The 21373-nt window shown below is 62.5% G+C and carries 28 protein-coding genes; 8 read left to right on the top strand and 20 right to left on the bottom strand.

Annotated elements, in window-relative coordinates; genetic code table 11:
• Positions 1 to 9: 9 nt before the first annotated feature.
• The 4 genes from ACNO7C_RS05735 to ACNO7C_RS05720 all read right to left on the bottom strand — a co-directional run bounded on the left by ACNO7C_RS05735 (position 10) and on the right by ACNO7C_RS05720 (position 3316).
• A complete protein-coding gene (locus ACNO7C_RS05735) occupies positions 10 to 678 on the bottom strand; it encodes a hypothetical protein (RefSeq protein WP_460024161.1) in 669 nt (222 codons plus the stop codon).
• 1 nt (position 679) lies between these two features.
• Positions 680 to 2014, bottom strand: coding sequence for a hypothetical protein (locus ACNO7C_RS05730; RefSeq protein WP_460024160.1), 1335 nt, complete (start codon positions 2012 to 2014; stop codon positions 680 to 682).
• A 43-nt stretch (positions 2015 to 2057) separates the two neighbouring features.
• On the bottom strand, positions 2058 to 2951 hold the full coding sequence (locus ACNO7C_RS05725) for a UTP--glucose-1-phosphate uridylyltransferase (protein WP_460024159.1): 894 nt from the start codon (positions 2949 to 2951) through the stop codon (positions 2058 to 2060).
• A gap of 146 nt (positions 2952 to 3097) precedes the next feature.
• A complete protein-coding gene (locus ACNO7C_RS05720; RefSeq protein WP_460024158.1) occupies positions 3098 to 3316 on the bottom strand; it encodes a hypothetical protein in 219 nt (72 codons plus the stop codon).
• Positions 3317 to 3691: 375 nt separating this feature from the next.
• On the opposite strand from ACNO7C_RS05720, the gene ACNO7C_RS05715 reads away from it, so the two are divergent.
• The 4 genes from ACNO7C_RS05715 to ACNO7C_RS05700 all read left to right on the top strand — a co-directional run bounded on the left by ACNO7C_RS05715 (position 3692) and on the right by ACNO7C_RS05700 (position 5587).
• A complete protein-coding gene (locus ACNO7C_RS05715; protein WP_460024157.1) occupies positions 3692 to 3817 on the top strand; it encodes a hypothetical protein in 126 nt (41 codons plus the stop codon).
• A gap of 189 nt (positions 3818 to 4006) precedes the next feature.
• A complete protein-coding gene (locus tag ACNO7C_RS05710) occupies positions 4007 to 4729 on the top strand; it encodes a hypothetical protein (protein WP_460024156.1) in 723 nt (240 codons plus the stop codon).
• Complete coding sequence (locus ACNO7C_RS05705; protein ID WP_460024155.1) at positions 4723 to 5157, top strand: hypothetical protein; 435 nt, start codon at positions 4723 to 4725, stop codon at positions 5155 to 5157. The genes ACNO7C_RS05710 and ACNO7C_RS05705 overlap by 7 nt, the downstream gene beginning before the upstream one ends.
• On the top strand, positions 5129 to 5587 hold the full coding sequence (locus ACNO7C_RS05700) for a zinc ribbon domain-containing protein (RefSeq protein WP_460024154.1): 459 nt from the start codon (positions 5129 to 5131) through the stop codon (positions 5585 to 5587). The genes ACNO7C_RS05705 and ACNO7C_RS05700 overlap by 29 nt, the downstream gene beginning before the upstream one ends.
• Here the strand turns inward: ACNO7C_RS05700 and ACNO7C_RS05695 are convergent.
• The 6 genes from ACNO7C_RS05695 to ACNO7C_RS05670 form a co-directional block, all read right to left on the bottom strand.
• Entirely contained in the window at positions 5578 to 6462 is an 885-nt protein-coding gene (locus ACNO7C_RS05695) for a DNA lyase (RefSeq protein WP_460024153.1), read from the bottom strand. The genes ACNO7C_RS05700 and ACNO7C_RS05695 overlap by 10 nt on opposite strands.
• A gap of 6 nt (positions 6463 to 6468) precedes the next feature.
• Positions 6469 to 6891 carry a hypothetical protein gene (locus ACNO7C_RS05690; RefSeq protein ID WP_318537725.1) on the bottom strand — a complete coding sequence of 141 codons (423 nt, stop codon included), beginning with the start codon at positions 6889 to 6891 and terminating at the stop codon, positions 6469 to 6471.
• Complete coding sequence (locus tag ACNO7C_RS05685; protein WP_460024152.1) at positions 6888 to 7634, bottom strand: cyclophilin-like family protein; 747 nt, start codon at positions 7632 to 7634, stop codon at positions 6888 to 6890. The genes ACNO7C_RS05690 and ACNO7C_RS05685 overlap by 4 nt, the downstream gene beginning before the upstream one ends.
• 35 nt (positions 7635 to 7669) lie before the next feature.
• Positions 7670 to 8620 (bottom strand): hypothetical protein, encoded by a 951-nt coding sequence (locus ACNO7C_RS05680; RefSeq protein WP_460024151.1) that lies wholly within the window; start codon positions 8618 to 8620, stop codon positions 7670 to 7672.
• 130 nt (positions 8621 to 8750) lie between these two features.
• Complete coding sequence (locus ACNO7C_RS05675; RefSeq protein WP_460024150.1) at positions 8751 to 9161, bottom strand: type II toxin-antitoxin system VapC family toxin; 411 nt, start codon at positions 9159 to 9161, stop codon at positions 8751 to 8753.
• Positions 9158 to 9385, bottom strand: coding sequence for a hypothetical protein (locus ACNO7C_RS05670; RefSeq protein ID WP_460024149.1), 228 nt, complete (start codon positions 9383 to 9385; stop codon positions 9158 to 9160). Before ACNO7C_RS05670 ends, ACNO7C_RS05675 begins: the two co-directional genes overlap by 4 nt.
• 157 nt (positions 9386 to 9542) lie before the next feature.
• On the opposite strand from ACNO7C_RS05670, the gene ACNO7C_RS05665 reads away from it, so the two are divergent.
• Positions 9543 to 10616: a mandelate racemase/muconate lactonizing enzyme family protein gene (locus ACNO7C_RS05665; protein ID WP_460024148.1), complete on the top strand. Its 1074-nt coding sequence runs from the start codon at positions 9543 to 9545 to the stop codon at positions 10614 to 10616.
• Positions 10617 to 10625: 9 nt separating this feature from the next.
• On the opposite strand, the gene ACNO7C_RS05660 is transcribed toward ACNO7C_RS05665, so the two are convergent.
• The 3 genes from ACNO7C_RS05660 to ACNO7C_RS05650 all read right to left on the bottom strand — a co-directional run bounded on the left by ACNO7C_RS05660 (position 10626) and on the right by ACNO7C_RS05650 (position 14971).
• Entirely contained in the window at positions 10626 to 12779 is a 2154-nt protein-coding gene (locus tag ACNO7C_RS05660; RefSeq protein ID WP_460024147.1) for a hypothetical protein, read from the bottom strand.
• Positions 12780 to 12883: 104 nt separating this feature from the next.
• The gene (locus ACNO7C_RS05655) at positions 12884 to 14326 is read right to left on the bottom strand and encodes a hypothetical protein (protein WP_460024146.1); all 1443 of its coding nucleotides are present in this window, start codon (positions 14324 to 14326) and stop codon (positions 12884 to 12886) included.
• 57 nt (positions 14327 to 14383) lie between these two features.
• A complete protein-coding gene (locus tag ACNO7C_RS05650; protein ID WP_460024145.1) occupies positions 14384 to 14971 on the bottom strand; it encodes a hypothetical protein in 588 nt (195 codons plus the stop codon).
• A 407-nt stretch (positions 14972 to 15378) separates the two neighbouring features.
• On the opposite strand from ACNO7C_RS05650, the gene ACNO7C_RS05645 reads away from it, so the two are divergent.
• From ACNO7C_RS05645 to ACNO7C_RS05635, 3 genes are read left to right on the top strand one after another with little or no spacing between them, the layout of a single operon-like run.
• Positions 15379 to 15543, top strand: a complete 165-nt coding sequence (locus ACNO7C_RS05645) for a hypothetical protein (RefSeq protein ID WP_460024144.1) — start codon at positions 15379 to 15381, stop codon at positions 15541 to 15543.
• Positions 15540 to 15728 (top strand): hypothetical protein, encoded by a 189-nt coding sequence (locus ACNO7C_RS05640; RefSeq protein WP_460024143.1) that lies wholly within the window; start codon positions 15540 to 15542, stop codon positions 15726 to 15728. Before ACNO7C_RS05645 ends, ACNO7C_RS05640 begins: the two co-directional genes overlap by 4 nt.
• Positions 15718 to 15978 (top strand): hypothetical protein, encoded by a 261-nt coding sequence (locus ACNO7C_RS05635; RefSeq protein WP_460024142.1) that lies wholly within the window; start codon positions 15718 to 15720, stop codon positions 15976 to 15978. The genes ACNO7C_RS05640 and ACNO7C_RS05635 overlap by 11 nt, the downstream gene beginning before the upstream one ends.
• 127 nt (positions 15979 to 16105) lie before the next feature.
• On the opposite strand, the gene ACNO7C_RS05630 is transcribed toward ACNO7C_RS05635, so the two are convergent.
• From ACNO7C_RS05630 to ACNO7C_RS05600, 7 genes are all read right to left on the bottom strand, one after another.
• Positions 16106 to 16993, bottom strand: a complete 888-nt coding sequence (locus ACNO7C_RS05630; protein WP_460024141.1) for a winged helix-turn-helix transcriptional regulator — start codon at positions 16991 to 16993, stop codon at positions 16106 to 16108.
• 34 nt (positions 16994 to 17027) lie between these two features.
• Positions 17028 to 17354, bottom strand: coding sequence for a hypothetical protein (locus ACNO7C_RS05625; RefSeq protein WP_460024140.1), 327 nt, complete (start codon positions 17352 to 17354; stop codon positions 17028 to 17030).
• 105 nt (positions 17355 to 17459) lie between these two features.
• On the bottom strand, positions 17460 to 18308 hold the full coding sequence (locus ACNO7C_RS05620; protein ID WP_460024139.1) for a phosphatase PAP2 family protein: 849 nt from the start codon (positions 18306 to 18308) through the stop codon (positions 17460 to 17462).
• Between the two features lie 36 nt (positions 18309 to 18344).
• On the bottom strand, positions 18345 to 19187 hold the full coding sequence (gene proC / locus ACNO7C_RS05615; protein WP_460024138.1) for a pyrroline-5-carboxylate reductase: 843 nt from the start codon (positions 19185 to 19187) through the stop codon (positions 18345 to 18347).
• 55 nt (positions 19188 to 19242) lie between these two features.
• Positions 19243 to 19686 carry a hypothetical protein gene (locus tag ACNO7C_RS05610; RefSeq protein WP_460024137.1) on the bottom strand — a complete coding sequence of 148 codons (444 nt, stop codon included), beginning with the start codon at positions 19684 to 19686 and terminating at the stop codon, positions 19243 to 19245.
• 60 nt (positions 19687 to 19746) lie between these two features.
• Entirely contained in the window at positions 19747 to 20844 is a 1098-nt protein-coding gene (locus ACNO7C_RS05605) for a M42 family metallopeptidase (RefSeq protein ID WP_460024136.1), read from the bottom strand.
• A 26-nt stretch (positions 20845 to 20870) separates the two neighbouring features.
• On the bottom strand, positions 20871 to 21302 hold the full coding sequence (locus ACNO7C_RS05600) for a retroviral-like aspartic protease family protein (RefSeq protein ID WP_460024135.1): 432 nt from the start codon (positions 21300 to 21302) through the stop codon (positions 20871 to 20873).
• Positions 21303 to 21373: the final 71 nt, after the last annotated feature.

Genomic DNA, 21373 nt, shown 5'->3' with positions numbered 1-21373 from the left:
ATAACCACGCTATTCAGGCGGTATCTCCTGCTCCACCAGTTCACGGGAGGAGGTTTTCGCCCTCTTTGTCCTAAGCGATGCGACGATGTCTTCTAGGTAGTCTCCGAAGAAGGCCCAGAGCGAGAAAACCCCGATGAGGAGGCCCACGCCGAGCGCGAGGCCCGCGGTTAGCGCCATTTTCACCTCGTTGGTTAAGGCTGCTAGGTCTATAACCAGGATGACCAGTATAAGGGACGTGAGCATCACGAAGAACCTCTCTGTCTTCCTTTCAAGCCTGATCGACTTCACCACGGCGTCTACCATGACCAGTGCGAGAACGGAGAGGATCACGACGCTGCCAGCCCTCGCCAGGTAGCCTACGAGCTCCTGGTACAGCTGGGTACCCTCAGGGACGTACAGCCTCACGATGATGGAGGAGGAGGCCACGACGACCGCAACGTCGGCAAGCAGTGAGGAGATCGTGTAGAGTGAGAGCCTCACTCCGCCGGGGACAACTTCCCTCAGCAGGCCCTCGAGCCTTCCCGCCGCTATAAGCCACTTTATTGCCCTGTTGACCAGCTTGACCACGAGGAAGGTGACGAGGATGATGATGCTGGCTAGGAAGATCTTCGGTATTGCCTGGGCAATGTCCTGGAGGATCAGGAGGGCTTGCGACACGATGTCAGCTTCAGGAGGCATGCTACAGCCCCACTATCAACCAGCTCAACCGGTATATAACGTATAGCAGTGTTATCAGAGCTGCCAAGGCGAGGGCTTCCAGGGAGGTTTTAAAGAACTCCCTCGAAGCCTGAACGGTGAACGTGTAGCCGAGGACGCTCGTGGAGTAGATCATCCGGCTATACTCGTAAGCCCTCCTCTCAGGTATGACGGCCGTCTCGGGAATGGCGAGCATGGCCATCAGCACGCCGATGAGCTTCAGGAAGGCGGCTAGGATGAGGCCGCTGAATGGAGTTAAAATGCTCGATGCGGAGATCAGGGATGCAACGAGTAGGCCTGCGTAGTTAGCCGAGACCAGGAAAGCGGAGGCGCGGACCCTACCGAGCCTCTCGTTCAGCTCTGCGAACACCTGCATCCCGAGCAGGTTAGCTCCCGTGAACGTGAGCGAGGTCATGAAGGAGATCGCGACGTGGGCAGGCGGGTATGGGATGTAGGGGATCAGCGCTGTGAGGAAGGCGTTGATGGCTATAGCCACGAGGTACCCCCTGTAGGACTTCCAGAAGTACGCTCCCACTAGACCTCCCAGGTTGCCTGCAACCGACAGAGCCAGCGGGATGTACACTGGAGCGTCCATCTGCTTCAGGAGGGGGCTCCAGGCTATGCCGACGAGGTTGCTCCCGGCGAACAGCGCGATGAGGACTATGAACACGACGCTTCCCTTGATCTTCGCCTCCTCGTGTGGTGGCGCGGCCTCGACGGCTTCCTGGATGCTCGCAGGGACGTTTGGGGTCAATAGGAGAGTTATGGAGCTGACGAGACCTGCTAGGAATGCCGTGAGGTAGGAGATCAAGTATGATGTAGGCGCCTGCTGGACGGCAGTGATGAAGGTCATGTAGAGGGAGCCGAGGATGCTGGCCGCCGCGCCCGCTGCCGACCTGTGGACTGAGACCTCTATGACCTCCCTGGTGGGAAACAGTGTGTAGATCAGTATGCCGAGAGACATGCTCACGAGAACAGAAACGATGTTCCCAGCGAGGTAGTCGGCGGAGAGCAGGTACGGGTTTGAGAGGAGGAGAGGAGGTAGGAGCCAGAGCACGCGTTCAGCCACATGGGCTGTTAGAAGCAGGGCGCGAAACCTTCCCGTGACTCTCCTAGGGTTCCTGTAGAGCTCGTGCGCCAGGAGTATTCCCCCCAGCCCGGTGGGCGCGAGCACGGCTGAGAGTGCGTCGAGCCTGTAGCCGCTGTAGGCCATCATCGGCACAAAGAGGCCCCTCGTTATGCTTACGTAGAAGCCTCCGAAGAATGCCTCCGCGACCAGGAGGATCTTCGCCAGCGTCCTCTGGTTAGGCCTCTCCATAAAGTTGCCGTGGAGTCACGCGCGCAACCATGTTAAAAATTTTTTACACTGACCCGTTCCTCACGGCGTTCAGGAAGTCCGAGACGAGGTTGTAGCCCCCGCTGTGCCTCAGCGAGAGCAGTATCGCCTTGAAGAAGGTCTCCCACGTCCCCACGTCGACCCAGTCGGCGGCCGACTCGTACGCATAGAACTTCACACCCCTATTCAGCAGTATCTGTATCGAGTCGGTGATCTCGACCTCCCCGCGCGGGCTCGGCTTCGTCTCGTCAATGGCTTTGAATATCTCCGGGGGGAAGACGTAGAGGCTCGTGTTGGCGAGGTATGAGACGGGCTTCGAGGGCTTCTCGACAATCCCCTCGACCTCGTAGAGCTTTTCCCCGACGCTTCTACCCACCACGACCCCGTACCTCCTGGGGTCGCTGACGTGCTTCACGGCGAGGAGGGGGGCTCCGAGCTTCTCGAAGAGCGAGACCAGGCTGAGGACCACGTTCTCGCCCAGAAAGACGTTGTCGGCCGCCGCCGCAACGAAGTAGTCATCGCCCACGAAGGTCCTCGCCATCAGCACCGCGTGCCCCGTGCCCTTCGGCTTGGGCTGGTTGACCCAGGTTATGAAAGAGGACTCCACCTTGCTGTAGAACTCGCGCAGCATGGCGGCGTACTCCTCCTTCCCACTCTCCTCCAGGTAGTCCACGAAACCCCAGTCAGGGGTGAAGTGGTCTTCGATCGCCCTTTTACCCCGGCCGACGACGAAGCAGAACTCCCGGAGCCCGGCGTCGTACAGCTGCTCGAAGATCATCTGTATCACAGGCTTGAGGAACACCTTGCCGTCAGCCCCCTCGAAGAGCGGCAGCATCTCCTTCGGCATCTCCTTGCTGTACGGCACGAGCCTCGTTCCCAGGCCCGCGGCCAGCAACACCCCCTTCCTGATGCTCGTCAAAGGCTACACCCGCACTTAGACCGAGCCTTTTATCAATAAAACTAACGCAACACCGGCACAGCAACCACGGGTAGAGGGGCTCTCGGTCGGCTAAACCAGCGCCTGGAGGCAGCCTTGGGCGTCACGAGGGTATCCGCTACGCACCCCTACCCTTGAGTTGGACGCTCCTCCAGAGCCTCGTAGAGCGAGTCGAAAACATTGGCAAGGTACGTGAGGTCGCTCTTGTCAAGCTTCCTCAGGATCTTCTTGACATTCTTCTCATCCATCTTCGAGAACCTGCGGTCGAGCCTTAGAACCCTGAGCACGGCCTCGATGAGCTTGTCCTTCTCGGCGTGCTCCCCCGTGGCACTCGGTCCCTCGTGCATCCAAGTAGACCGTAGCAATGGTACTTTTTAGTCTTTCCCTGGTTTCCTCCCGTGTTCGACTCGCGCTTTCCCTCCCCCTCGAGGGTTTGGTGAGGGGTTGCTGGTGGGTGTTCGGGCGCGGGCTCGTGACCGCTCGCCTCGGAAGACTAGGCGAGCACAGCCTGTGTGAATGCTTATAACCCTCCTCTCGCGTTTAGCTGTGATGGTCGAGGTTGACGGGGAGGTCTGGAGGGCGTTGCGGGGTGGCTCGAGCTGACCGGCCTCACGAAGACGCTCTGGCGCCTCCGCGAGCCTAAGCCGCTCCGCAGGGCCTTCGGCACGAGGAATTCGAGGTACACAGCCAGCGCCCTCGATAGGCTCCGCTCAGCCGGTTTCGTGAGGGAAGCTGTGGTCGGCGACGCTCGCTACGTCTACCTGACGGAGAGGGCGTGCGGCCTCCTCGCCTTGCTCGGCTACAGCCTCGAGGAGGCGGGGTGCGGGCTCCTTCTCAGGAAACCGTAGTCTAACAGCTTCGGGTAGTCGCCCAGCTCAGCTACCCTGAGCCAGCGGTTGCCCCTTTAGTTGTGTTTTCACTTTCGGTGTTCATTTTCGGCGCAGGGATATAAGGCCACAAAGCACAGTGCAACGTGGGCTGAAGCGCAGAAAGGGCTCGGGACCGCAGCGCATGCCAGGCTCCCTTGAGGTGGGAGCGTGGGCTGGGAAAGCTGGGGAAACGGCGAGGGGCTCGCCGAGGCCTACAGGGTGTGGAGGATCAAGACTAGCAATGAAGAGAGGCTGAGGTTGCAGCGACTCTACCTCAGGCTTTCGAGCGCAGTCAGGCAGGCCTGCAAGGCCCTCGAGGAGAGGCACGGCGACGCGTTCAGGGAAGACCCGGAGAAGTTCAGCAACGAGTTAATCAGGGAGGCCTCGAAGACGGCTGGGCTGCCGAAAGGGCTGTTCTGGTACGCTGTGGAGTGGTACGGAATGATCAGGGAGGCTAGGAGGAAGTCTAAGAGGCGCAGCAGGTTCACGCCGCCTCCGGTGCCGCTGCTGGTCAAGGTGGTCGGCAACGGCGGTAGGCTCCACGACAACGGTAACGCCGTAGCGGTGCTTGAAGCGTCCAGGAATGAGCTACGCATTCCGAGCGCAGGTGTCGCGGTGAGGCTGAGGCCCTCGCTGGTCAAAGCGGTGCTGGAGGACGTACAGAGGTTTGGCGACGTTAAGCTGACCTTGCAGCTAACGGCTAAAGGTAGGCTGAGGCTTATTGCGCACCGCGTTGTCAAGCAGGTGAGGTGGGGCGGCGAGGGCAAATTGGCCGTCATAGCATTGGACGTGAACAGCTCTCACGGTTTGTACTTAATGGCCTTCACCTTCGACAGCAATGTGAGGCTGGTTGCGCAGCGCGTGTTTAAGCCGCCGAACACCACTTGCTGAAGCTACTAGCAGCAATTATGACCAGCTACTCCGAGGTTAAGTGCTGGAGTAAAGCCGTAGAGAGGTTCAGGGAAGAGAGAGTCGTCGAGGAGATACAGAGAGCAGGCTCCGCGGTGGAGGGGGCCTTGAGGCTCGCGGAGAGGCTGAGGGCGAAGATAAACCTGACCCCTGAGAGAGCAGAGCGTATAGCTAGGCAGGCGTCGAGGAAGATCAGAAAGCTCAACGACGACTGGGTTCGTAGCGTGCTCAGGGAGCTGAGAGCGTTGATAAGAGAGCTGAGGGATCAGGGTTACACTGTCGTCATCGTCGTGGACGTGCCGCAAGCCGAGTCCCTTAGGGGAACAAAGCTACAGAGAACGCTACTCAGAGCGGCGAGGAGGCTGGAGAACCTCGCCGTTTATGAGGGGGGCGAGGTGGTTCAAGCCTGACAATAACGTCTCGGGCAAGCGGTGCCCCATCTGCGGGAGAGAGGGGGTGGAGGTTCAGAGAAGGTACTACCGATGCCCGAAGTGCAACGTAACCTACGGCAGGGACTGGACAGCAGCCTTCAACGCCGCGAAGCTCCTCCTGAGGGCGTGCAAAGCCGAGAGACAGCTCGAAGCGCTGAGCCAGTGGCTCCAGAGCCACAAGACAGCCCTAACGCCGGCAGGCCCCGGCCCCAGTTCCCCCGGCTCCCCGAGCAGGGGCGGTCCGCGGGCGCCGCGCGCGGCGCGAGGAGGGGATGTGCCCGCGGCGACGCGGGCAGAAGGCCGCCCAGCTGGGGCGGCCCCCGAAAGGGGACCCATGACACCCCGCAAGGGGGCCCTCAGACCAGTGAAGGGGGCGGATGAGGCCAGGCGCGGCCTTTCCTACGGGTAAGCTTCCGTGCACTCGCCTCTGAGCGGGCAGCGGTCGCAGAGCCTCCTCGAGCAGTAGGTCTTGCTGTGAACGTAGAACACCGTCTGAACCCAGCCCGCCAGCTCGCCCAGATCCCTGGAGGCCCTCCACCTCAGGCACCTGTCCCGGAGGGGGCACTCGTCGCACCTGTGCTTAGCGCAGTACTCTTTGGCTGGCGGCCGCAGCCCTGCGAAGATTCCGAGCCTCGAGCTCATCGCCATGAAGTGCCTGTCAATAGGGGGAGAGGTGGGGTCCGCGAGGGCATATAGGATGAACGCGTCAGCGGTCTTCGGGCCGACGTAGGGGCTGCTGACGAGCCGCCTCCTCAGCTCGAACCTGTCCCCGTTGAACGCCTCGGGGAGGCTTTCCAGGGCTTTAGGCAGCCTCTTCGCCTGGAAGCTCGGGATAATCCTTGAGGCTATATCGGCGGCTTCAAGCGGGTTGTTCGTCTGGGACCAAAGGTTGCTCGTCCACGAGAGGACGTTGCTGTGGTAGCTCGTGTTCTGGCTGAGGAAAACCGCCACGAATATGTGTAGGGGGTCGAGGGGGTCAACGGAGAGGCTTAGAGGCGCGTAGACGAGCCGGAGGGTCTCGACCAGGTAGCTGAGGCTCCTTTTCACCTTCGCCCTCTCGAATACCTCCCTGTACCACAACCCGCTGATGTAGCTAGTCAGCTCCTCGCTGCAAGTCGACTCGATCACGCCACCGACCTGTCTGAACGCGCAGCCCTTCTCCCGCCCCGCTACCTTAACGTAGCTGTCCTCCCCCTCCGGCTTCAGCAGGGATAGGGCGAAGGAGGGGTAGAGCGTGAGCGAGAGGTCGATCCCCCTGCTGTCGAGCACGGCTTTCGCGACCATAGCGGTTTACTCTTCGTGGTGGTGCCTCTCCGAGGGCTCGACTAGCTGGAACATTATGTCGACCACCCTGGCGAACTCCTTCACCCTAACCACAGTGATGCCGTCCGGCCTCTCGAGCACGACGTCCCTAGCCTCGTCTACGCCACCGCACTCCTGGAGGCTTCTCGCGGTGCACACCTCCTCCGTTACCGCGACGAGGGGCTGCACACCGGCCTCCAGGAGCCTGTTCATCTCGCAGGGGTCCTCGATCGCCGTAACGACCTCCTCCGCCTTCACGTCCCTCATCGCTTCAAGCACCTCGTCGGCCTTGGACAAGGGCCCGACGCCGACGAGCACGACGTCCTCCCCCAGCTGGGACGCGAGTAGGTCTCGGATGTACTTGTTGGGCGTGAAGTCCAGGGCCCAGGCCACGATCCTGATCGCGCTCACCCCACCAGCGCCAGGACGTCTACAACCTTCAAGTAGTCGTTCACGACCTGCCTCACCACGTCCGGAAGGGTCTCTTCGCGCTGGGTGAACTCCGAGAGGATGACGTAGCCCTCCTCGTTCACGTCCACCCTGCTCCTGACGATCCTCTTCATCCTGTACTGAATGGCCTCGTCGAGCGTCGAGTAGTCCCTAAGGTACACCGGGTCCGACTCCACCACGTAGCCGTAGCTCTCCGCGAAGACCTCGAACCCCACCCTGAAGTTGTGCCTGGCGAACGCGCCCGCGACGCCCTCGTACCCGCCCCAAACCCTCGGCGCGGCGTAGAAGCCGGCCCTGTTGAGCAGGTCGGAGGCCCTGCTAGCCCGCTCCGAATACGCGCCCGGCTCGAGCGCCTCCACCCTGACCTCCTGCTCCTCGGAGTACTCCGCGTCCTCTATGACCCCGAGTATGTAGTGCTTGGGCCCTAGGAGCCAGCCCACCTGCACGACAGGGCTGTAGGGCTGGCTCGCCCACGAGAAGATGCAGATAGCCTTCCCGGGTGGCCAGTACGCCAGCGACCCGCTGGGGACGCGCGTCACGAGCTCTCCAGTGAAGTCGATGTTCGTCTCGAAGTACACCTCCTCCTTCCACACGAGGAGCTTCGACGCTACGGGTAGCTGGCCCCTCACCTTCTCGTAGAACTCCTTGCTCGTCACGACGACGGGCGCTTCGAAGCCCTCACCGAAGACAACCTTCAGGTACATTGTGATTAGAGCTTACCCCAACCAAATAAGACTTTTCATCTGCCCGTCACCCTCGCTAGCGAGTTCTCGAACAACAGCATCGACGCGTAGTCCATCAGGTGGGCGTAGTAGAGTGGCGCTAGGCTGGAGCCCTCGGCTACCCTCAGCGCGGCCTGAAGGCCCCTGTAGTGGTAGAAGGCCTCGATGACCAGCTCGGCGAAGTCGAGGGGCAGAACGTCCACCGGGGGAAGCTTGGAGGCCACCTCCTCGAAGCCTCGCCTAGCGGCGCCGGCGTAGCCCGCTTCAGCCAGGTTCCTGGTGACGAGGAGCGAGAGGTACACGTCCTCGAGGGAGCCGCCGAGGGGCACCTTCATAGCGATGCTCTCCACAGGGGTGCCAACCCCCTCCTCGTAGCGGGGGTGCCTAGCGAGCCTAGAGAAAAGAACAATCTTCTTCCTGCTGTCCCTCAGCTTCTCGACGAGCCTGACCCCTCTAGCTAGAAGCTCGAGCGTCTCGGGCCTCGACAGAGCGACCTCCACGTAGATCGAAGCCCTCCTCGAGCCCCTGAAGCCCTCGGCGACGCGCACGGCCCTCTCCACTTCGCCGCACCTCGAAAAGGCCAGCGCGAGCCTGGCCTTCCCGGAGTAACCCACGGGAGGGGCGTAGCTAGCGGCCATCGAAAGGAATTCTTCGTGGCCGCCGGCCCCGAGCGCATAGACCGTCTCGGCCAGCCTGGACAGCGCGTAGACCTTCTCCTCGTACCTCAGGGAGGGGACCAGCGCGAGCACCTCCCTGACTACGCTCTCAAGCGAGGAGGGGTCGTAGAGGGGCATCTCCGCGAGAACGTACGCCCTGAGGTAAGGGCTCCTCACCCTGCCCAAGAGCGCTCTGTAATCAGAGCCGAGCCTCCCCGCTGCCCGAGCAAGCGAGGCGTAGGCGTAGTCCCTGTACCTTGCAGGGAGCGTCGATACCTCCTCGGGGGCAACAACCTCAAACAGGTTCAGCATCGAGTGAAGTTTCCCCGGGCTGAGCATTTATCAGTGATACTGCGCAATACCCGACGCTACGGAGGTAGCTCCACGGTAAGACAACCATACGGACTGTATTCGCTTAACAGATCTTTGGTTCTCAATGAGTCTAGAAGTCCTCCTCGAGTAGCTCTCTTACTGAGAGGACTTTAACATGCCTAGAGGCTCTATTCCTCAGCCCCTTGTCATCAGTTACTAGAGTGAGGTTACGTTTTACTGCTAGGTAAAGGTAGGAAGCATCGTAAATCGTGAGGCCCTCATTTGTAGCGAGCTCAAGAACGCCTATCTCCCCGCCCGCAATACTATTGACCTTGAGCGCCCTAAACAAAGTATTAAGAGCATCAGCGAGCTCGAGCGCTTCACTGTAATCCAGCCTCCTGAGCAGTGCCGTCTCTTTCCAAATAGCATTTAGCGCCTCATAGCGAGCCAGGTCCAGGGTTTCACCTTCGAGGAAGGCCGCGAGCCTACCCCTCTTTGCCAAGTTGACTACCGCGCTTGCATCAAAAATATACTTGGTCACCTCAAATCCCTCTCTTCTCTAATTAGCTCCGCTATCTCCTCATCCCCTATGTTTTTCAGCTTCTCGCTAAGCTTCCTCAACTTCTCCTCCGCCTCCTCCAAGATCCTCCTCCTGACCTCCCTCTCTATAGCTTCCCTTATTATAGGGCCCGGCTTAATCCCGTACTTACTCATAAGCTCCTTCAGCTCCTTGGGGATCTTTGCCGAAACAGTAACGTACTCCACGTAAACCTTATTTCAGTAGACTTATTAAAAGTTTACTCTGAGCGCTACATCTGCAACTCCCGCTTTAGCTTCGCCAAGCCGGTGATGAACTCTACACAATTGTCGCCGAGCGCTGCTCCAGCGTCAAGGAAATAAGCCCCGCCGCCAAGTACCGTTGATGCTCAGGCTTGAGGCTTGGGTTGCCGAGCTCCGGCTTCAAGAGCCCTTCCGCATCTCAACGGGGGTCTCCGAGAAGACGAGGAGCCTCATCGTCAGGCTCACCGCCCCCGACGGCCTGGAGGGCTGGGGGGAGGCGTGCCCCTCGAGGACGGTGCTGGGCGAGACGCTCGAGATGGTCGTTGAGGCCGCACGGAGGCTCGGCGCGGTGAGCGTTGACTACACGAGCCTGGAGGCCGTGCACGAGTACACCTGGAGCCTGAGGGCTCCCAGCTCGCTGGCCGCGGCCCTGGACATGGCGCTACTCGACCTCTACGGGAAGGCTGTGGGCAGGCCCGTCTGGCGGCTCCTGGGAGGCTACAGGGACAGCATCGAGACTGACGTGACGATAGGCCTGATGGAGCCCGAGGAGCAGGCGAAGAGGGCCCTGAGGTTCGTGGAGGAGGGCTTCAGGGCGCTCAAGCTGAAGCTGGGCCTCGAGCCCGAGAAGGACGTCGAGCGGGTGAGGAGGGTCAGGGACGCGGTGGGCGAGGGCGTGAGGATACGGGTCGACGCGAACCAGGGCTGGAGCGTCGAGGAAGCCATCAGGGTGATCGACCGCATCGCGGGCTACGACGTGGAGCTCGTGGAGCAGCCCGTGAGGTGGGACGACTGGGAGGGGTTGAGGAGGGTCAGGCGCGAGAGCCCAGTGCCCGTGGCCCTCGACGAGAGCGTGAAGACGCCCGCTGACGCGCTCAAGGCGATCCAGATGGAGGCCGCCGACGTCATCAACATCAAGCTTATGAAGACCAGAGGGCTCGCGGGCGCGGTCAGGGTTGCCCACGTCAGCGAGGCCGCGGGCGTGAAGAACATGATCGGCTGCTACGGCGAGACGAGGCTCGGCATAACCGCCCACGTGCACGCCGCGCAGGCCCTGAGGAACATCCTCTACTACGACACAGACTGCGACCTCCTCACCGCGGAGCAGGCCTTCACCGGCGGGGCAAGCGTGGAGAAGGGGGTCAGGCGCGCGGGCGAGAAGCCTGGCCTCGGGGACCTGAAGCCGGTCTGGGGCAAGCTCACGAAGGTCCTCTAGGCACCCGACCTAGCCCCAAGCCCTGAACTCGAAGCCCTCCACGCCCGTGAAGCCTACGTAGCTTGGCGAGCCGGCTGGAGCGCAGCCATACCTAGCTAGGATGCCGCCACCCGAGTCCCTCAGGATGACCTCCCAGAGCCCGGCTAGCGGCCTCACGTCGACCCAGTACGCGCCGGGGAAAGAGCCAATGTACGCCTCGGAGGCCCCGCACCTGGCGTAGTAGTCCGTGCCGCTCCTCCTGGCGCCGAGGAGGGGCTGGAGGCTGGAGTCGAGCAGGTAGAAGCCGCCGTCCCCTGTGAAGCTACCCGCGTAAACCACGGCTCCGGGAACGAGGGGCCTGTAGAACGTGCTACCGCCGACGCTCCACCCCTCAGGGAAGGGGGTGCACACCCTGTACGTTACTGTGAAGTCGTCCCACCAGACCCAGACGTCTCCAATGAGCCCATTTCCGTAGTAGCTACCGTCAGTAGCCGCAAAAGCCACCGACACGATGTTTCCAGTCTGGTTTGCTGGCACACTGCCGCTCCAGCTGTACGCCGTGTTGTTGCTCAAGGTGCCGAGATTGAACACTTTGAAACGCGCGGGGTCTGAGGGGGCGCAGGATCCGTCGCTGCCGACGGTGCACACAACGGTGCCTGGGCTCGCGAGCACCGAGACTATAGCTCCGGAGTAAGGGCTGGAGACCAGGTAGCGGTAGAAGATGTACTCGACATCCGCCACACCGTCGCCGCTCGTGTCCACCCCCACTGCCACGTAAGCCACGTCGTTATTCCCATCGTTTTTACCCTTCGTGAAGAGACCCTTGACTGTGAAGGAGAAGTTCGCGGCGGGGACGTTACCCCACCTCGAGGCCACGTCGTACACCGCGGCGGAGACGCCGTAATCGCTCACGGGGTTGCCCGTTGACGCGTAGGCATCCACCTCGGTTGCGACGCTCGGGGGCGTGGAGGGGCTCCGCGTGTCGTCGATGTACACCATCGTGTACTCGTAGCCGCGCGTGTAGGCGCCGATGTAGCTGGGATTAGCGCACCTCTGAAAGTACACGTTGTCCCACCAGGCTTTCACTACTCCAGTCTGAGACCACGCGGCAAGGGCCAGCCCCACTACGGCGCCCGTGCTGTACACCTGGCTTATACTCACCGTGGTCCACACGTTGGCCTTGTTTACGAAACCAGGCATTGGCTGCGCGACGTAGGACAGGTTTCTCCCGTAGATGACGGGGGCGAGGGGGAGGGGGCTTGTGCCGCCGCCGGAGCCGTAGTATATGACCTCGAGGTCTGGGCTTCCGTCGCCGTTCGTGTCTAGGAAGAAGTGGAGCTGGATGTAGTCTGTGTCCTGGAGCGAGGCCCTGAAGAAGTACTGGAATGAGAACGGCGCTGAGGCGCTGAAGGGCTGAGCCGAGTAGTCCAGGAAGAAGGCGGCGTAGCCTTTCTGAGACTCTGTGTAGAGGCTGGGCGCAGGGTTACCAGCCGAGGGATCCTGATACACCGTGCCTCCGCCTGAAACGTACGTCCTGTTGTTGGGCAGGCTTGTGCTGAAGATGTATTGGGTCGGCACGCAGGCGGTGGCGAAGTCGTCGCTCCGCGTGTAGGCTGAGCAGGAGTAGCTCGCGCTACTAAGGAGGCTCATGGGCTGCGCGCTGAAGTTGATGTACTGCGCGACCTGCGCCGTCGAGGCGTTGTACCTGGCGGTGGCGAGAACCCAGTAGGCGCTGCTCGCCTGGCTCCTCCACACGATGCTCGCGGGGGTGGCTACCGGGGGGCCGCTACTCTGCGTGGTGGAGAGCTGGAGCGAGCCGTTGAGGTAGATCCAGTAGCTCCCGCTCCCCCAGGACGCCTCGCGGTGCAGGCTCGCCTGCAGGCCGGGGAGGCGGGGCGCGAGCGAGCCGACGGTGTACTCCTCGACCCAGCCTGGGACGAAGCTCAGGCTGTACGTCGTCACGTTGAGGCCATCCTTGGGGGCCCAGGGCGCGGACGAGACCGGTAGTATGGAGGAGTTCCCGAGCTTCACGAGGAGGCTCTCCCTGGCCCACACCCCCCAGAGCGACGCGTTTATGATGATCACCGCCGCGAGCCCGCCAGCTGAGGTGAGCGCCAGAAGTAAGGCGAGCAGGGCTCGGGGGCGAGGAGCTGATTTAAGGGAGAGGCGCTCGCTGTCCTGCATGTAAAGCCACGAGAAGAGTTGCCCGCTGGAGAATATAAATCTTTTAGTTCAGCGGGGCTCGAAGCCTGAGCGCGTTCTTAAAGGTGGGGCTGACTTGCCCCGAGTTAAACGGAGAAGCTCCTCACAGTCAGGCTGACGCCTTTGACCTGCGCGAGCGGCGAGCCGGTCGTCAGCACGAGGTAGCCGTAGTAGGCGGGGGTGGCAACCGTGCCACCGGGGAGGTAGTAGTCCCTGCACAGCTCGACCACCGCGTGCGTGGCGTTGCCCAGGAGCCTGACTGGAAGCCGCCTGCAGAGCGTGGCGCAGGTGAGGCTCACGGTGTAGGTCCCGTTGCTAGACCAGCTGGGCAGGTACCACTCGAGCGCGATCCCGCCCCTCACGGTCCCAGCCCAGAGGTAGGTAAGCGTGATGTTTGAAGCGGAGTAGGCGGTGAGGAAAGCCCTCGAGACGTAGCCCGAGGCGCCGCTAGTCCTGTACTCCCAGATGCCCCTGACAGGGCCCACGAGCACGGTGCTCCAGGAGCCCGGGTCGCTGTAGTACGTCTTCGCGTACTGGTAGGGCCAGGCGATCGAGCCCGAGAGGTTCACCTCGAGCCCGCCGCCTCTGAAGCCCCACTGCTCCAGGGCGAGCCTCAGCGCCCCCGTGTCGACGGACGACCCGCTCTCCCTGACAGCGCCGGTGAAGTTGAGCCTGCCTCTGCCGCCCACGTAGATGTGTATCCGCGTGCTGTTCGAGACGTAGGCCACGAAGACCAGCCTGTCCCCCGCGCCGAGAAGCTCGCCGGGGCCCAGCAGCCTGACGGGCTTCAGGACCCCGGTAGCCTCCTCCACCCGCCACGACTCCGCCTGGAAGGCGAGCGGGTAGTCCAGACCCCCGATCCTCTCGACCACGAGCAGGGACGAGGCATCGGTACCGTAGAGCGGGGGGATGAGGCCGACCTGCTGGCCGTTCACGTAGACCTCCCCGCTGCCCGTCACCTCGAAGACCGCGTAGCCCTCGCGCTGCACCGCCAGCGACAGCTCGAGCCGCCTGGGGTAGGAGTTGTCGTACCAGTCCGTGAGCCTGACGCTGAGCAGCAGCTCGCTCCTAGTCGCCCTCTCGACCTCGGGGGAGGACCTGTCCGCGACGACGAGCCTGGCGGTCTGGGGCCTGGCCGCCTTGAGGCACACTGTGAACGACGCGGAGGAGCCCGGGGCGAGCGCGAAGCCCCTCGAAGCGGTGCGGTTGCCCGACGCTAGGAGGACCGTCTCGTTGAGCTCCCGCACCTCCAGGTAGCCGTCGAAGCCCGCCAGCTCGAAGGCCAGCGTGTACGTGACGCCCGCCTTGCCCAGGTTGCGCACCGTCAGCGCGTTCGGGTAGCAGAAGGCGGTGTAGTTGCCCGACGCCAGCGTCACCGACGACGCCGGGCTGCCCTGCCACAGCATCTCGACGTCCCGGACGCCCCCGGCGAGCAGGGCCTGCAGGCCCAGGGGGTACATGAGGACCAGCACGAGGAAGACCGCGAGCGCGACTCCGACGGGTACTCCGAGCTTAAGCCTCCGATCCAACACGGACACCTGAGAAGAGGGGGAGAGAAAAAATATTTAAGTTTTTTAGTTCAGCCCTCAGGGAGTTGTTTGTGAAGTCGAGAGTTGAGACTCGACGTCCACCTGGATCGCTATGAGCACCTGGTTAGTCGGCGCGTCGGGGGTGACTAGCACCTCGACGCCTATGTCACCGCTGCAGGAGGGCGCCTCTTCGCTGCCGCCAGATAGGGGGAACGAGATTGATCCACTGGGCGTGCCTCCTTGGATCGTTATCTCTTGGTTGGAGCTGGGGTAGAGTAGCTTGATGTACTTGACGTAATCCCAGCCGCCGCCGAGCACACCTTTGTACTTCAGCGTTACGGTCACGCTTCGAGTTCCTTTGTTGCATATCTTGAGCACGCTCGTGTAGGTGGTCGGGTCTCCCTTGAAGCCGACGACGGTTATCGTGGTCCAGTTCACGCCATCTGAGGTCTTACGGGTGCCGTTGCTACTCACTGTGACGAGTCCGGTCGCAACGTCGTTGCCGGCGACCTTGACGACCGGGGGGTATTCCGCTTTGACGATCCACTCGGTTTTGTTGACGAGGGTGGCTGTCGCGGTGGCGAAGGCCACTATTGCCAGTGCGAGTAGCAGTGTGGCGATCGTTGTGCGCCTCGCTGTTTCCATGGCTTCCACCTGTCAGTTGGGAGTCTACACCCCTGCTTATAAACTTTTTAGTTCAGGATCAGGGGAGGGCTAAGCCGTGGCGCGCGCCTGGCACATTCACCCCTTCACTGATCCAGGGCCCCCTTTTCGGGGTGGTCATGGGCTCCGCGCCTTCGGCCCGCCCCGCCAGCTCGCGCCCATTGGTGTGCGACGGGGCTTTGCCTCGGCGCCTCTCAGCCTCTTCGAGCCGCGCGCGACACCCGGCAAGCGGCCCATCCCTGTATCGCCGTGCCGGGGACTGGGGCCGGGGCCCGGTGGCCTTTTTACGACGTCACGCTGGCCTACCGCTCGCCGCCCCGCTCTCTTTCGACTCCTACCGGCTGGAGAGGCGCCGCGCCCTCGTATCGCTGCCGAGGGGGTGGGACGGTGTGCCGGCGATGCAGCGCTACTTCGACTGCGACCAAATGATTGTAGAGGTCGAGGACCCCTTCGCGCTTAGCGGCAAGCCCAGGCTTGTTGTGTGGCGGCAGAGGCGGAAAGATTTGCTGAGGCTTGCCTTCCCGACGAAGGACGCCCTTGTTAGGGGTTCTTGAGGGAGTCCCAGACCGGCGTGGCTGAGGAGAGGGCTGTGCTGGAGTGGCTACGTGCCGCGGAGCTGGAGCTAGGTGACTACCTCAGATTGGTGGACTACGGCTTCCTCAGGGGGAACCCGCACCCCGCCGGCGTGACCGTTTCCGTTGCTGAGAAAACCCTGTGGGTGCTCTCGCTTGAGGGTTAAATGGGAGGAGAGCAGGCTCGCCTGGGCACTTGTGAGGTGCACCCTCTACGGCTACTGCGATAGCAGGTTAGTCGAGGAGCGCGGGAACCTGTTCGACGCGCTGGGCGGGCTGCAACCCTCGTTCCCCGACAAGCCCCCTGAGTGGTTCTACAGGGCTGCCTATCGCTTTCTAGCGGGAAAGGTGGAGAAGGTTGGCGGGGAGCACTGGCTGGTGAAGGGGTTGCCTGAGCTAGAGGACACCTACCCCTAGTACAACGTGTGGATAAGCGGTGGGAGGTACAGGTGCGACTGCTTCTCCCGGGCATACGGCAACGTGAGGAAGGCGGGGATATGCTCGCACACAGCCACGGTTATGCTCTGCAGGAGGCAGATGAGGCTCAGAGTGTAGCCTGTGGCTCGGCTTGGGAAAGAGCCGCCTTGAGCTCTGGGAGAGTGCAGCCCCTGGCCAGCATGGCGCGTATCCTGTACTCGTTCCTCCTGACGTGCTCCGGCCCCACTCTGACCCCGAGTTCCCGCTTGGCGAAGGCGGGTAGCCACTCGTGGAGCTGCATCTCCGCCGGGTAGTAGAGGATATTCTTCGCGAGGCTCACCCTCGCCACTAGGCCCACGCGCTCGAGGACTGAGAGGTGCCACTGGACCTCGCCGAAGCTGATCCCGAGGTCCCTGCTGATCGCCCGGGGGCCGGCTCCGGGGTTCTTCCTGATGTACTCGTAGATGAGCCTCCTCCTGGCGTTCTCGAGGACGTTCTCCCTGCCGACGAGCGCGTAGGCAACGGGGATGGAGAGGGCCTTGAAGGCCAGGTCCCTGCCCCTCTCCGTCAGAAAGAGGTACGAGGCCGCCCCCACCGCCACGGTCGCCGCTAGGAGGCCTACGGGCAACTGCGCGGGCTGCTCCTCTAGGGGGTGCGCCCGGACCTGGAGCTCGAGCCGGGTGAACTGGGGGGTTGGGTTGGAGGCCGTCGCGTAGATGCAGTGGAGCGACCCTTCGCGAGCCACCCTTACTTGGGCGGCGCTGGAGGAGGCTTCGACGCTGGAGGCGTTCGCGACGCAGGCTACGCGCGCGTCGTCGAGTAGCGTGTAGGGCGGGAGAGTTAACGTCATAGTGAAGCTCGTTGAGTTCGGCACGATTTGCGCCGAGGCGCGCGAGTCCAGTACGAGGAGCGCGGGGCTAGCCTGCAGCACGGCTGGCTGGCGTAGAACGAGGGCGGCTAGCAGGGCTAGGGTTGCGAGGACGGCGAGGAGGGCTCGGGGGTCTCTGGGCGTCATGCCGGCGCTCTAAAGGCATCGTTGCTGGCGGGGTTTATATTCTTATTGGTTCGAATCCCGGTGGGCGCAGAGGGGCAAGCTCGGGCCACACCTGGTACGCCTTGCCGCGCAGCACGAGGATGAGGCGGAGGGGGTTGCGCTGTACGAGCAGGTAGGGCGGCGTGGCGATGGGCTCCGGCGTCACCTCGACGTTCACATCGCTCCTCCTGAGCAGCTCGTAGATCCTCTCAGTGAGCACAGCAGGGGGTAGCTTCTCGGCCTCAGCCAGGAGATCCTTCATGTGGTCTCTAAGAGCGATGCTCGCCTGCAGAGCTAGAGGGCTGTCGACGAAATCAAGCTTCGAAGAGGGTGTGGAGGGCATATTGCACCGAGATTAGTATCGGGCTTTATCTTTTTTTGGTGTTTGTTGAAAGTGAAAAATGAAATAAAAACACTCGGGGCTGTGTTACGAAGTTCAAAAAGGGGGCTACCTTTGCTTGCTGTGCGCTAGGGGGGTTGCGATTATGACCAGCGAGATGGCCAGGTAGGTTGCGAGCTGGGCTGGGGGGCTCGCTGTCTTCGCCAGTTGTGTGAGGGCCAGCGCGACGGCGAGGGTCAGCGCTGTCAGGGCGGTGCGCCGGGCCACGCTGGGCGGGGGCTTCACCTTGTCCTTCACCAGGGGGTAGAGCGAGGCGCCGGCCAGGACGCCGGCTGCCTTCAGGATAGTGGTGTCCGGCTGGATCAGGTAGAGCGCCGCCACGAGCAGGGAGTACAGGAGCGTGGCGGTGGAGGTTGCCCTCTTGTCCGCCCTCAGGAGCCAGCCGGCTAGGTAGTAGGACGCTAGGGCCACGGCGAGGCCTATGAGCACCCCGCCGGCCACGTCGCGGGGGTAGTGGACGCCCAGCTCCAGCCTGGAGATGGAGATGAGGGCCACGAGGGTGACGCTGAACACGGTGAGGGAGGCGCGCCGGAGCTTCAAGCAGGCTGTGGACCAGAACGAGGTGGAGACCTGAGCGTGGCCGCTGGGGAAGCCGTAGCCCGTCTCCTGCACTTTCCACTGCTCGGGCGGCGGCCTGGGGAGGGCTAGGGTGTTCTTGAGGTAGACGTTGACCCAGGCCGAGGTGAGGAGGGATAGGAGCATGTAGTAGCCTAGCTGCGGCGAGAGGGCGACGTACACGATGACGGCGAGGGCGACGTAAGCCTCCTCGTAGCCGAGCATCGTCACGAGCCTCCAGTACGGCACCCAGAGCCCGGTTAGGTAGGCGAGAGCGGGCGACACTAGGAGAATTGCTGTGGCCGCTAGGGCTAGCCTGTCTACAAGGCTCTCACGCTGCACAGCATATACCCTCGCGGCAACCTTATTTGCTTTTGGTCAGCGCCATATCTGGGCCAGCTCCCTCCTGACCCGCTCGTCGACCTCCGCACCGATCTCCCTCGACCTCCTGGAGGCCTCCTCCACGACCTTCATCAGAGCAGCCTTCACCCCCTCGGACTCCAGGACCGTTAGCCCCCTGATCGTCGTCCCGGCGGGGGTCGCGACCTCGTCTCGCAGCTGCACCGGGTGGACGCCTGCGCGGGCCTTGAGGAGCAGGGCGGTGCCCTCCATGACGTCGAGCACGGCCCTGTAGGCTAGCTCGCGGCTCATCCCGGAGGCGACCGCGCCCATCGCGAGGGCGTCTATGATCTCGGCCAGGAATGCTGGCCCGCTGCCTGCCAGGCCGGTCCAGACGTCGAGGTACTCCTCGGGCACCCAGTAGGTCTGGCCGACGAGGCTGAAGAGCTCCTCCACGAGGCCCCTCCCGGCTCCGGCGCCGTTCTCGGCTATCGCCGTCGCGGATTTGCCTACGTGGGCGTTGAGGTTCGGCATGGCGCGGTACACCTCAGCGCCCTCGAGGACTCCCTGCAGGGTGGCAAGCCTCACGCCCGCCATCACCGAGACGACGGTTTTGCCCTCCCACACGTCGAAGCCCGTCTCCCTGAGGAGCTGGGGGAAGTGGTGGGGCTTGACGCTGACCACGACCAGGTCCGACTGCTCGACCGCCTTCCTGTTGTCCCTGGTTGCCCGCGCCCCGAGCTCCTCTATACGCCTAAGGGTCTCGGCGCTCCTACCGGTTGCCGTAACCCGCGAGCCTCCCAGCCTGCCGACCAGGGCTTTGACGAGGGCTCCGCCGATCTTCCCCGCGCCGAGGACAGAGACTCTGCAGGCCTCGAGCATGCGTGCCGCATTCCTGAGGGTGTTTAAAAGCTTTACCGAGAGGGGGCTGTAAAAACTACAGCTCTGTCCCCTTATGCCCTGAATTCTTGTGAATCGCTATCACGCAGTGCGCCCCGTCCCTCCTCGTCCCCTCGAGGTCGGGCTTGAGGCCCGCGAAGCCGGCGAGGAGCCCGGGGAGGGGGCAGAGCCTCCCGGGGAGCTCGAGGCCTCCGACAGCCTTGGGGCATAGCCTGCACGTCCCCGTCGCGACCTTGACGAGGTAGTGGTCGGCGCGGTCCTCGACCTCCACGGAGCCCGCGAGCTGGAGGAGATCCGTGGCTCTCCTCAGGGCCTCGAGGGGGTCTGCGGGCCTCCCGTAGATCTGGGACAGCCTCTCCCCCACTTTCTGCATCGAGGACGTGAGTATCGCGTAGTTCAGCACACCCTCCTCTCTGAACGCGGCCAGCGCTGATGCTACGAAGGCGTGGAGGGGGGTGACCTTGCGCTCCTCGAGGCTCAAGGCGACCGCCGAGAATATTCAGCTATCCGGTTGTATAAATAATGCTTTGTAGTACTAACTTCAAATGCTCTTGAAGGAGTTTACCGCCTCCCTGTCGAGCCTCTTGATGAGCTCCACCACGAGCTTGACGGCGTTCTCGACGTCCGCTAGGCTGGCCACGCTCACGTGGCTGTGTATGTGCCTGGTGGGAACGCCTATCACTATGCTCGGCCGGCCTCCTCGGTACAGGTGGAGCCTGCCGGCGTCTGTGCCTCCTGAGACGGCTGAGAGCTGGTATGGGATCTTGCACTCCTCCGCCACCTGTATCACGAACTCCTTGAGCTTCTGGTTTGGTATCATGGACCTGTCGTACGTGACAATGGAGGGGCCCTTGCCCAGCTTGGCCTGGGCCTCGTGAGGCTTTATGCCGGGGACGTCGCCGGCGATGTCCACCTCCGTGACGATCGCTACGTCGTGGTCCACGACCCACCCCACGGTCTCGGCACCCCTGAGGCCCACCTCCTCCTGGACCGTGGCGGCGGCGTAGTAGGTGTTGGGGTGGTCTACGCTGCGCTCCCTTAGCACTCTCAGGGCCTCCATGGCGATGAAGGCTCCTATCCTGTCGTCTAGCGCCTTGGCCATTATCCTGTCGTCGAAGGCCGTCTTGGTGAAGGGGGACCAGGGCGCGACGGGGTCTCCCACCCTGATGCCGAGCTTCTCGGCTTCCTCCTTGCTCGTGGCCCCGACGTCGATGAACATCTGGCTGATCTGGACCACCTTCTGCCTCTCCTCTGGGGTGAGGAGGTGCGGGGGCTTGCTTGCGATCACCCCGGGGACCAATCCGCTCCTGGTCTTTATGACCACGCGCTGGGCCAGGAGCACCTGCTCGAACCAGCCTCCGAGGGGCGTGAAGTTAACGAACCCCTCGTTGGTTATGCCGGTGACGAGGAAACCCACCTCGTCCACGTGGCCTGCTACGAGGACGCGGGGCGCCTCGCTGGAGCCCCTCTTCACCAGCACGAGCGAGCCGAGGTTGTCCCTCCTCACCTCGTCGGCGTACGCGGAGTAGTGGTTTTTGAAGAGCGCGAGAACGGGTTCCTCGAAGCCCGAGGGGCCTATGGCCTCAGTGGCCTCCTTCAGGAAGGAGAGAGCCCTTTCATCTATTTTGTACTCAGTCACAGCCTATTCCGCCGCAAAGCTCCCTTTTAAATCTTTATCCTCAAACTTCCCTGACCGCCTCCGAGCTTCAGGGCTTGCAGCTTCGTGGTGCTGGCTGTAGCTTGCATTAGCAGAAGCTCCATCGGCCTCAGCTCACCCTTAACGGGGTCCACCTCTAAGCCTAATTCCTCAAGCGTCACAACCCCGAGGAGGTAAACGCCCTCGTCGACGAATACTGCAATCGTGTGCGTCGTTGCACCGTGAACTTCGATGCCCACGAGCCCTATTTCTCTTTCGAGAACCTGGTTGTTGGCCAGCCTGAACCTCCTCTTCCCAATGCTCCTCACGCCCAGCGATCTGAGAAGGCTCGCGGGTAAGACCGTGTATATCGCTCCGGTATCGGCTAGAGGCTCCACTTCCGCAGCGTTCTCAGGTTTCTCGACGTTCCACACCCTCGCTTTAACCCTGACAAAACCCAATGGTATCCCCGAGAGAAAGAGAGCTATAGCTAATAAAGGCTTTCAAATTCCACGAGTTCAGGGGACGCTGA

This window comes from Infirmifilum tikiterense, from assembly GCF_054696565.1.
The sequence above is the reverse complement of the archived record's forward strand: the minus strand, read 5'-3'. Positions and strand labels throughout refer to the sequence as shown.

What these genes read in the sequence shown, in the direction of transcription:
- ACNO7C_RS05665 (WP_460024148.1), top strand. Translation starts at nt 9,543, where the DNA reads ATGCTCAGGCTTGAGGCTTGGGTTGCCGAGCTCCGGCTTCAAGAGCCC.
- ACNO7C_RS05650 (WP_460024145.1), bottom strand. Translation starts at nt 14,971, where the DNA reads ATGGAAACAGCGAGGCGCACAACGATCGCCACACTGCTACTCGCACTG.
- ACNO7C_RS05630 (WP_460024141.1), bottom strand. Translation starts at nt 16,993, where the DNA reads ATGACGCCCAGAGACCCCCGAGCCCTCCTCGCCGTCCTCGCAACCCTA.
- ACNO7C_RS05700 (WP_460024154.1), top strand. Translation starts at nt 5,129, where the DNA reads ATGAGGGGGGCGAGGTGGTTCAAGCCTGACAATAACGTCTCGGGCAAG.
- ACNO7C_RS05685 (WP_460024152.1), bottom strand. Translation starts at nt 7,634, where the DNA reads ATGTACCTGAAGGTTGTCTTCGGTGAGGGCTTCGAAGCGCCCGTCGTC.
- ACNO7C_RS05720 (WP_460024158.1), bottom strand. Translation starts at nt 3,316, where the DNA reads ATGCACGAGGGACCGAGTGCCACGGGGGAGCACGCCGAGAAGGACAAG.
- ACNO7C_RS05680 (WP_460024151.1), bottom strand. Translation starts at nt 8,620, where the DNA reads ATGCTGAACCTGTTTGAGGTTGTTGCCCCCGAGGAGGTATCGACGCTC.
- ACNO7C_RS05730 (WP_460024160.1), bottom strand. Translation starts at nt 2,014, where the DNA reads ATGGAGAGGCCTAACCAGAGGACGCTGGCGAAGATCCTCCTGGTCGCG.
- ACNO7C_RS05735 (WP_460024161.1), bottom strand. Translation starts at nt 678, where the DNA reads ATGCCTCCTGAAGCTGACATCGTGTCGCAAGCCCTCCTGATCCTCCAG.
- proC (WP_460024138.1), bottom strand. Translation starts at nt 19,187, where the DNA reads ATGCTCGAGGCCTGCAGAGTCTCTGTCCTCGGCGCGGGGAAGATCGGC.
- ACNO7C_RS05660 (WP_460024147.1), bottom strand. Translation starts at nt 12,779, where the DNA reads ATGCAGGACAGCGAGCGCCTCTCCCTTAAATCAGCTCCTCGCCCCCGA.
- ACNO7C_RS05625 (WP_460024140.1), bottom strand. Translation starts at nt 17,354, where the DNA reads ATGCCCTCCACACCCTCTTCGAAGCTTGATTTCGTCGACAGCCCTCTA.
- ACNO7C_RS05695 (WP_460024153.1), bottom strand. Translation starts at nt 6,462, where the DNA reads ATGGTCGCGAAAGCCGTGCTCGACAGCAGGGGGATCGACCTCTCGCTC.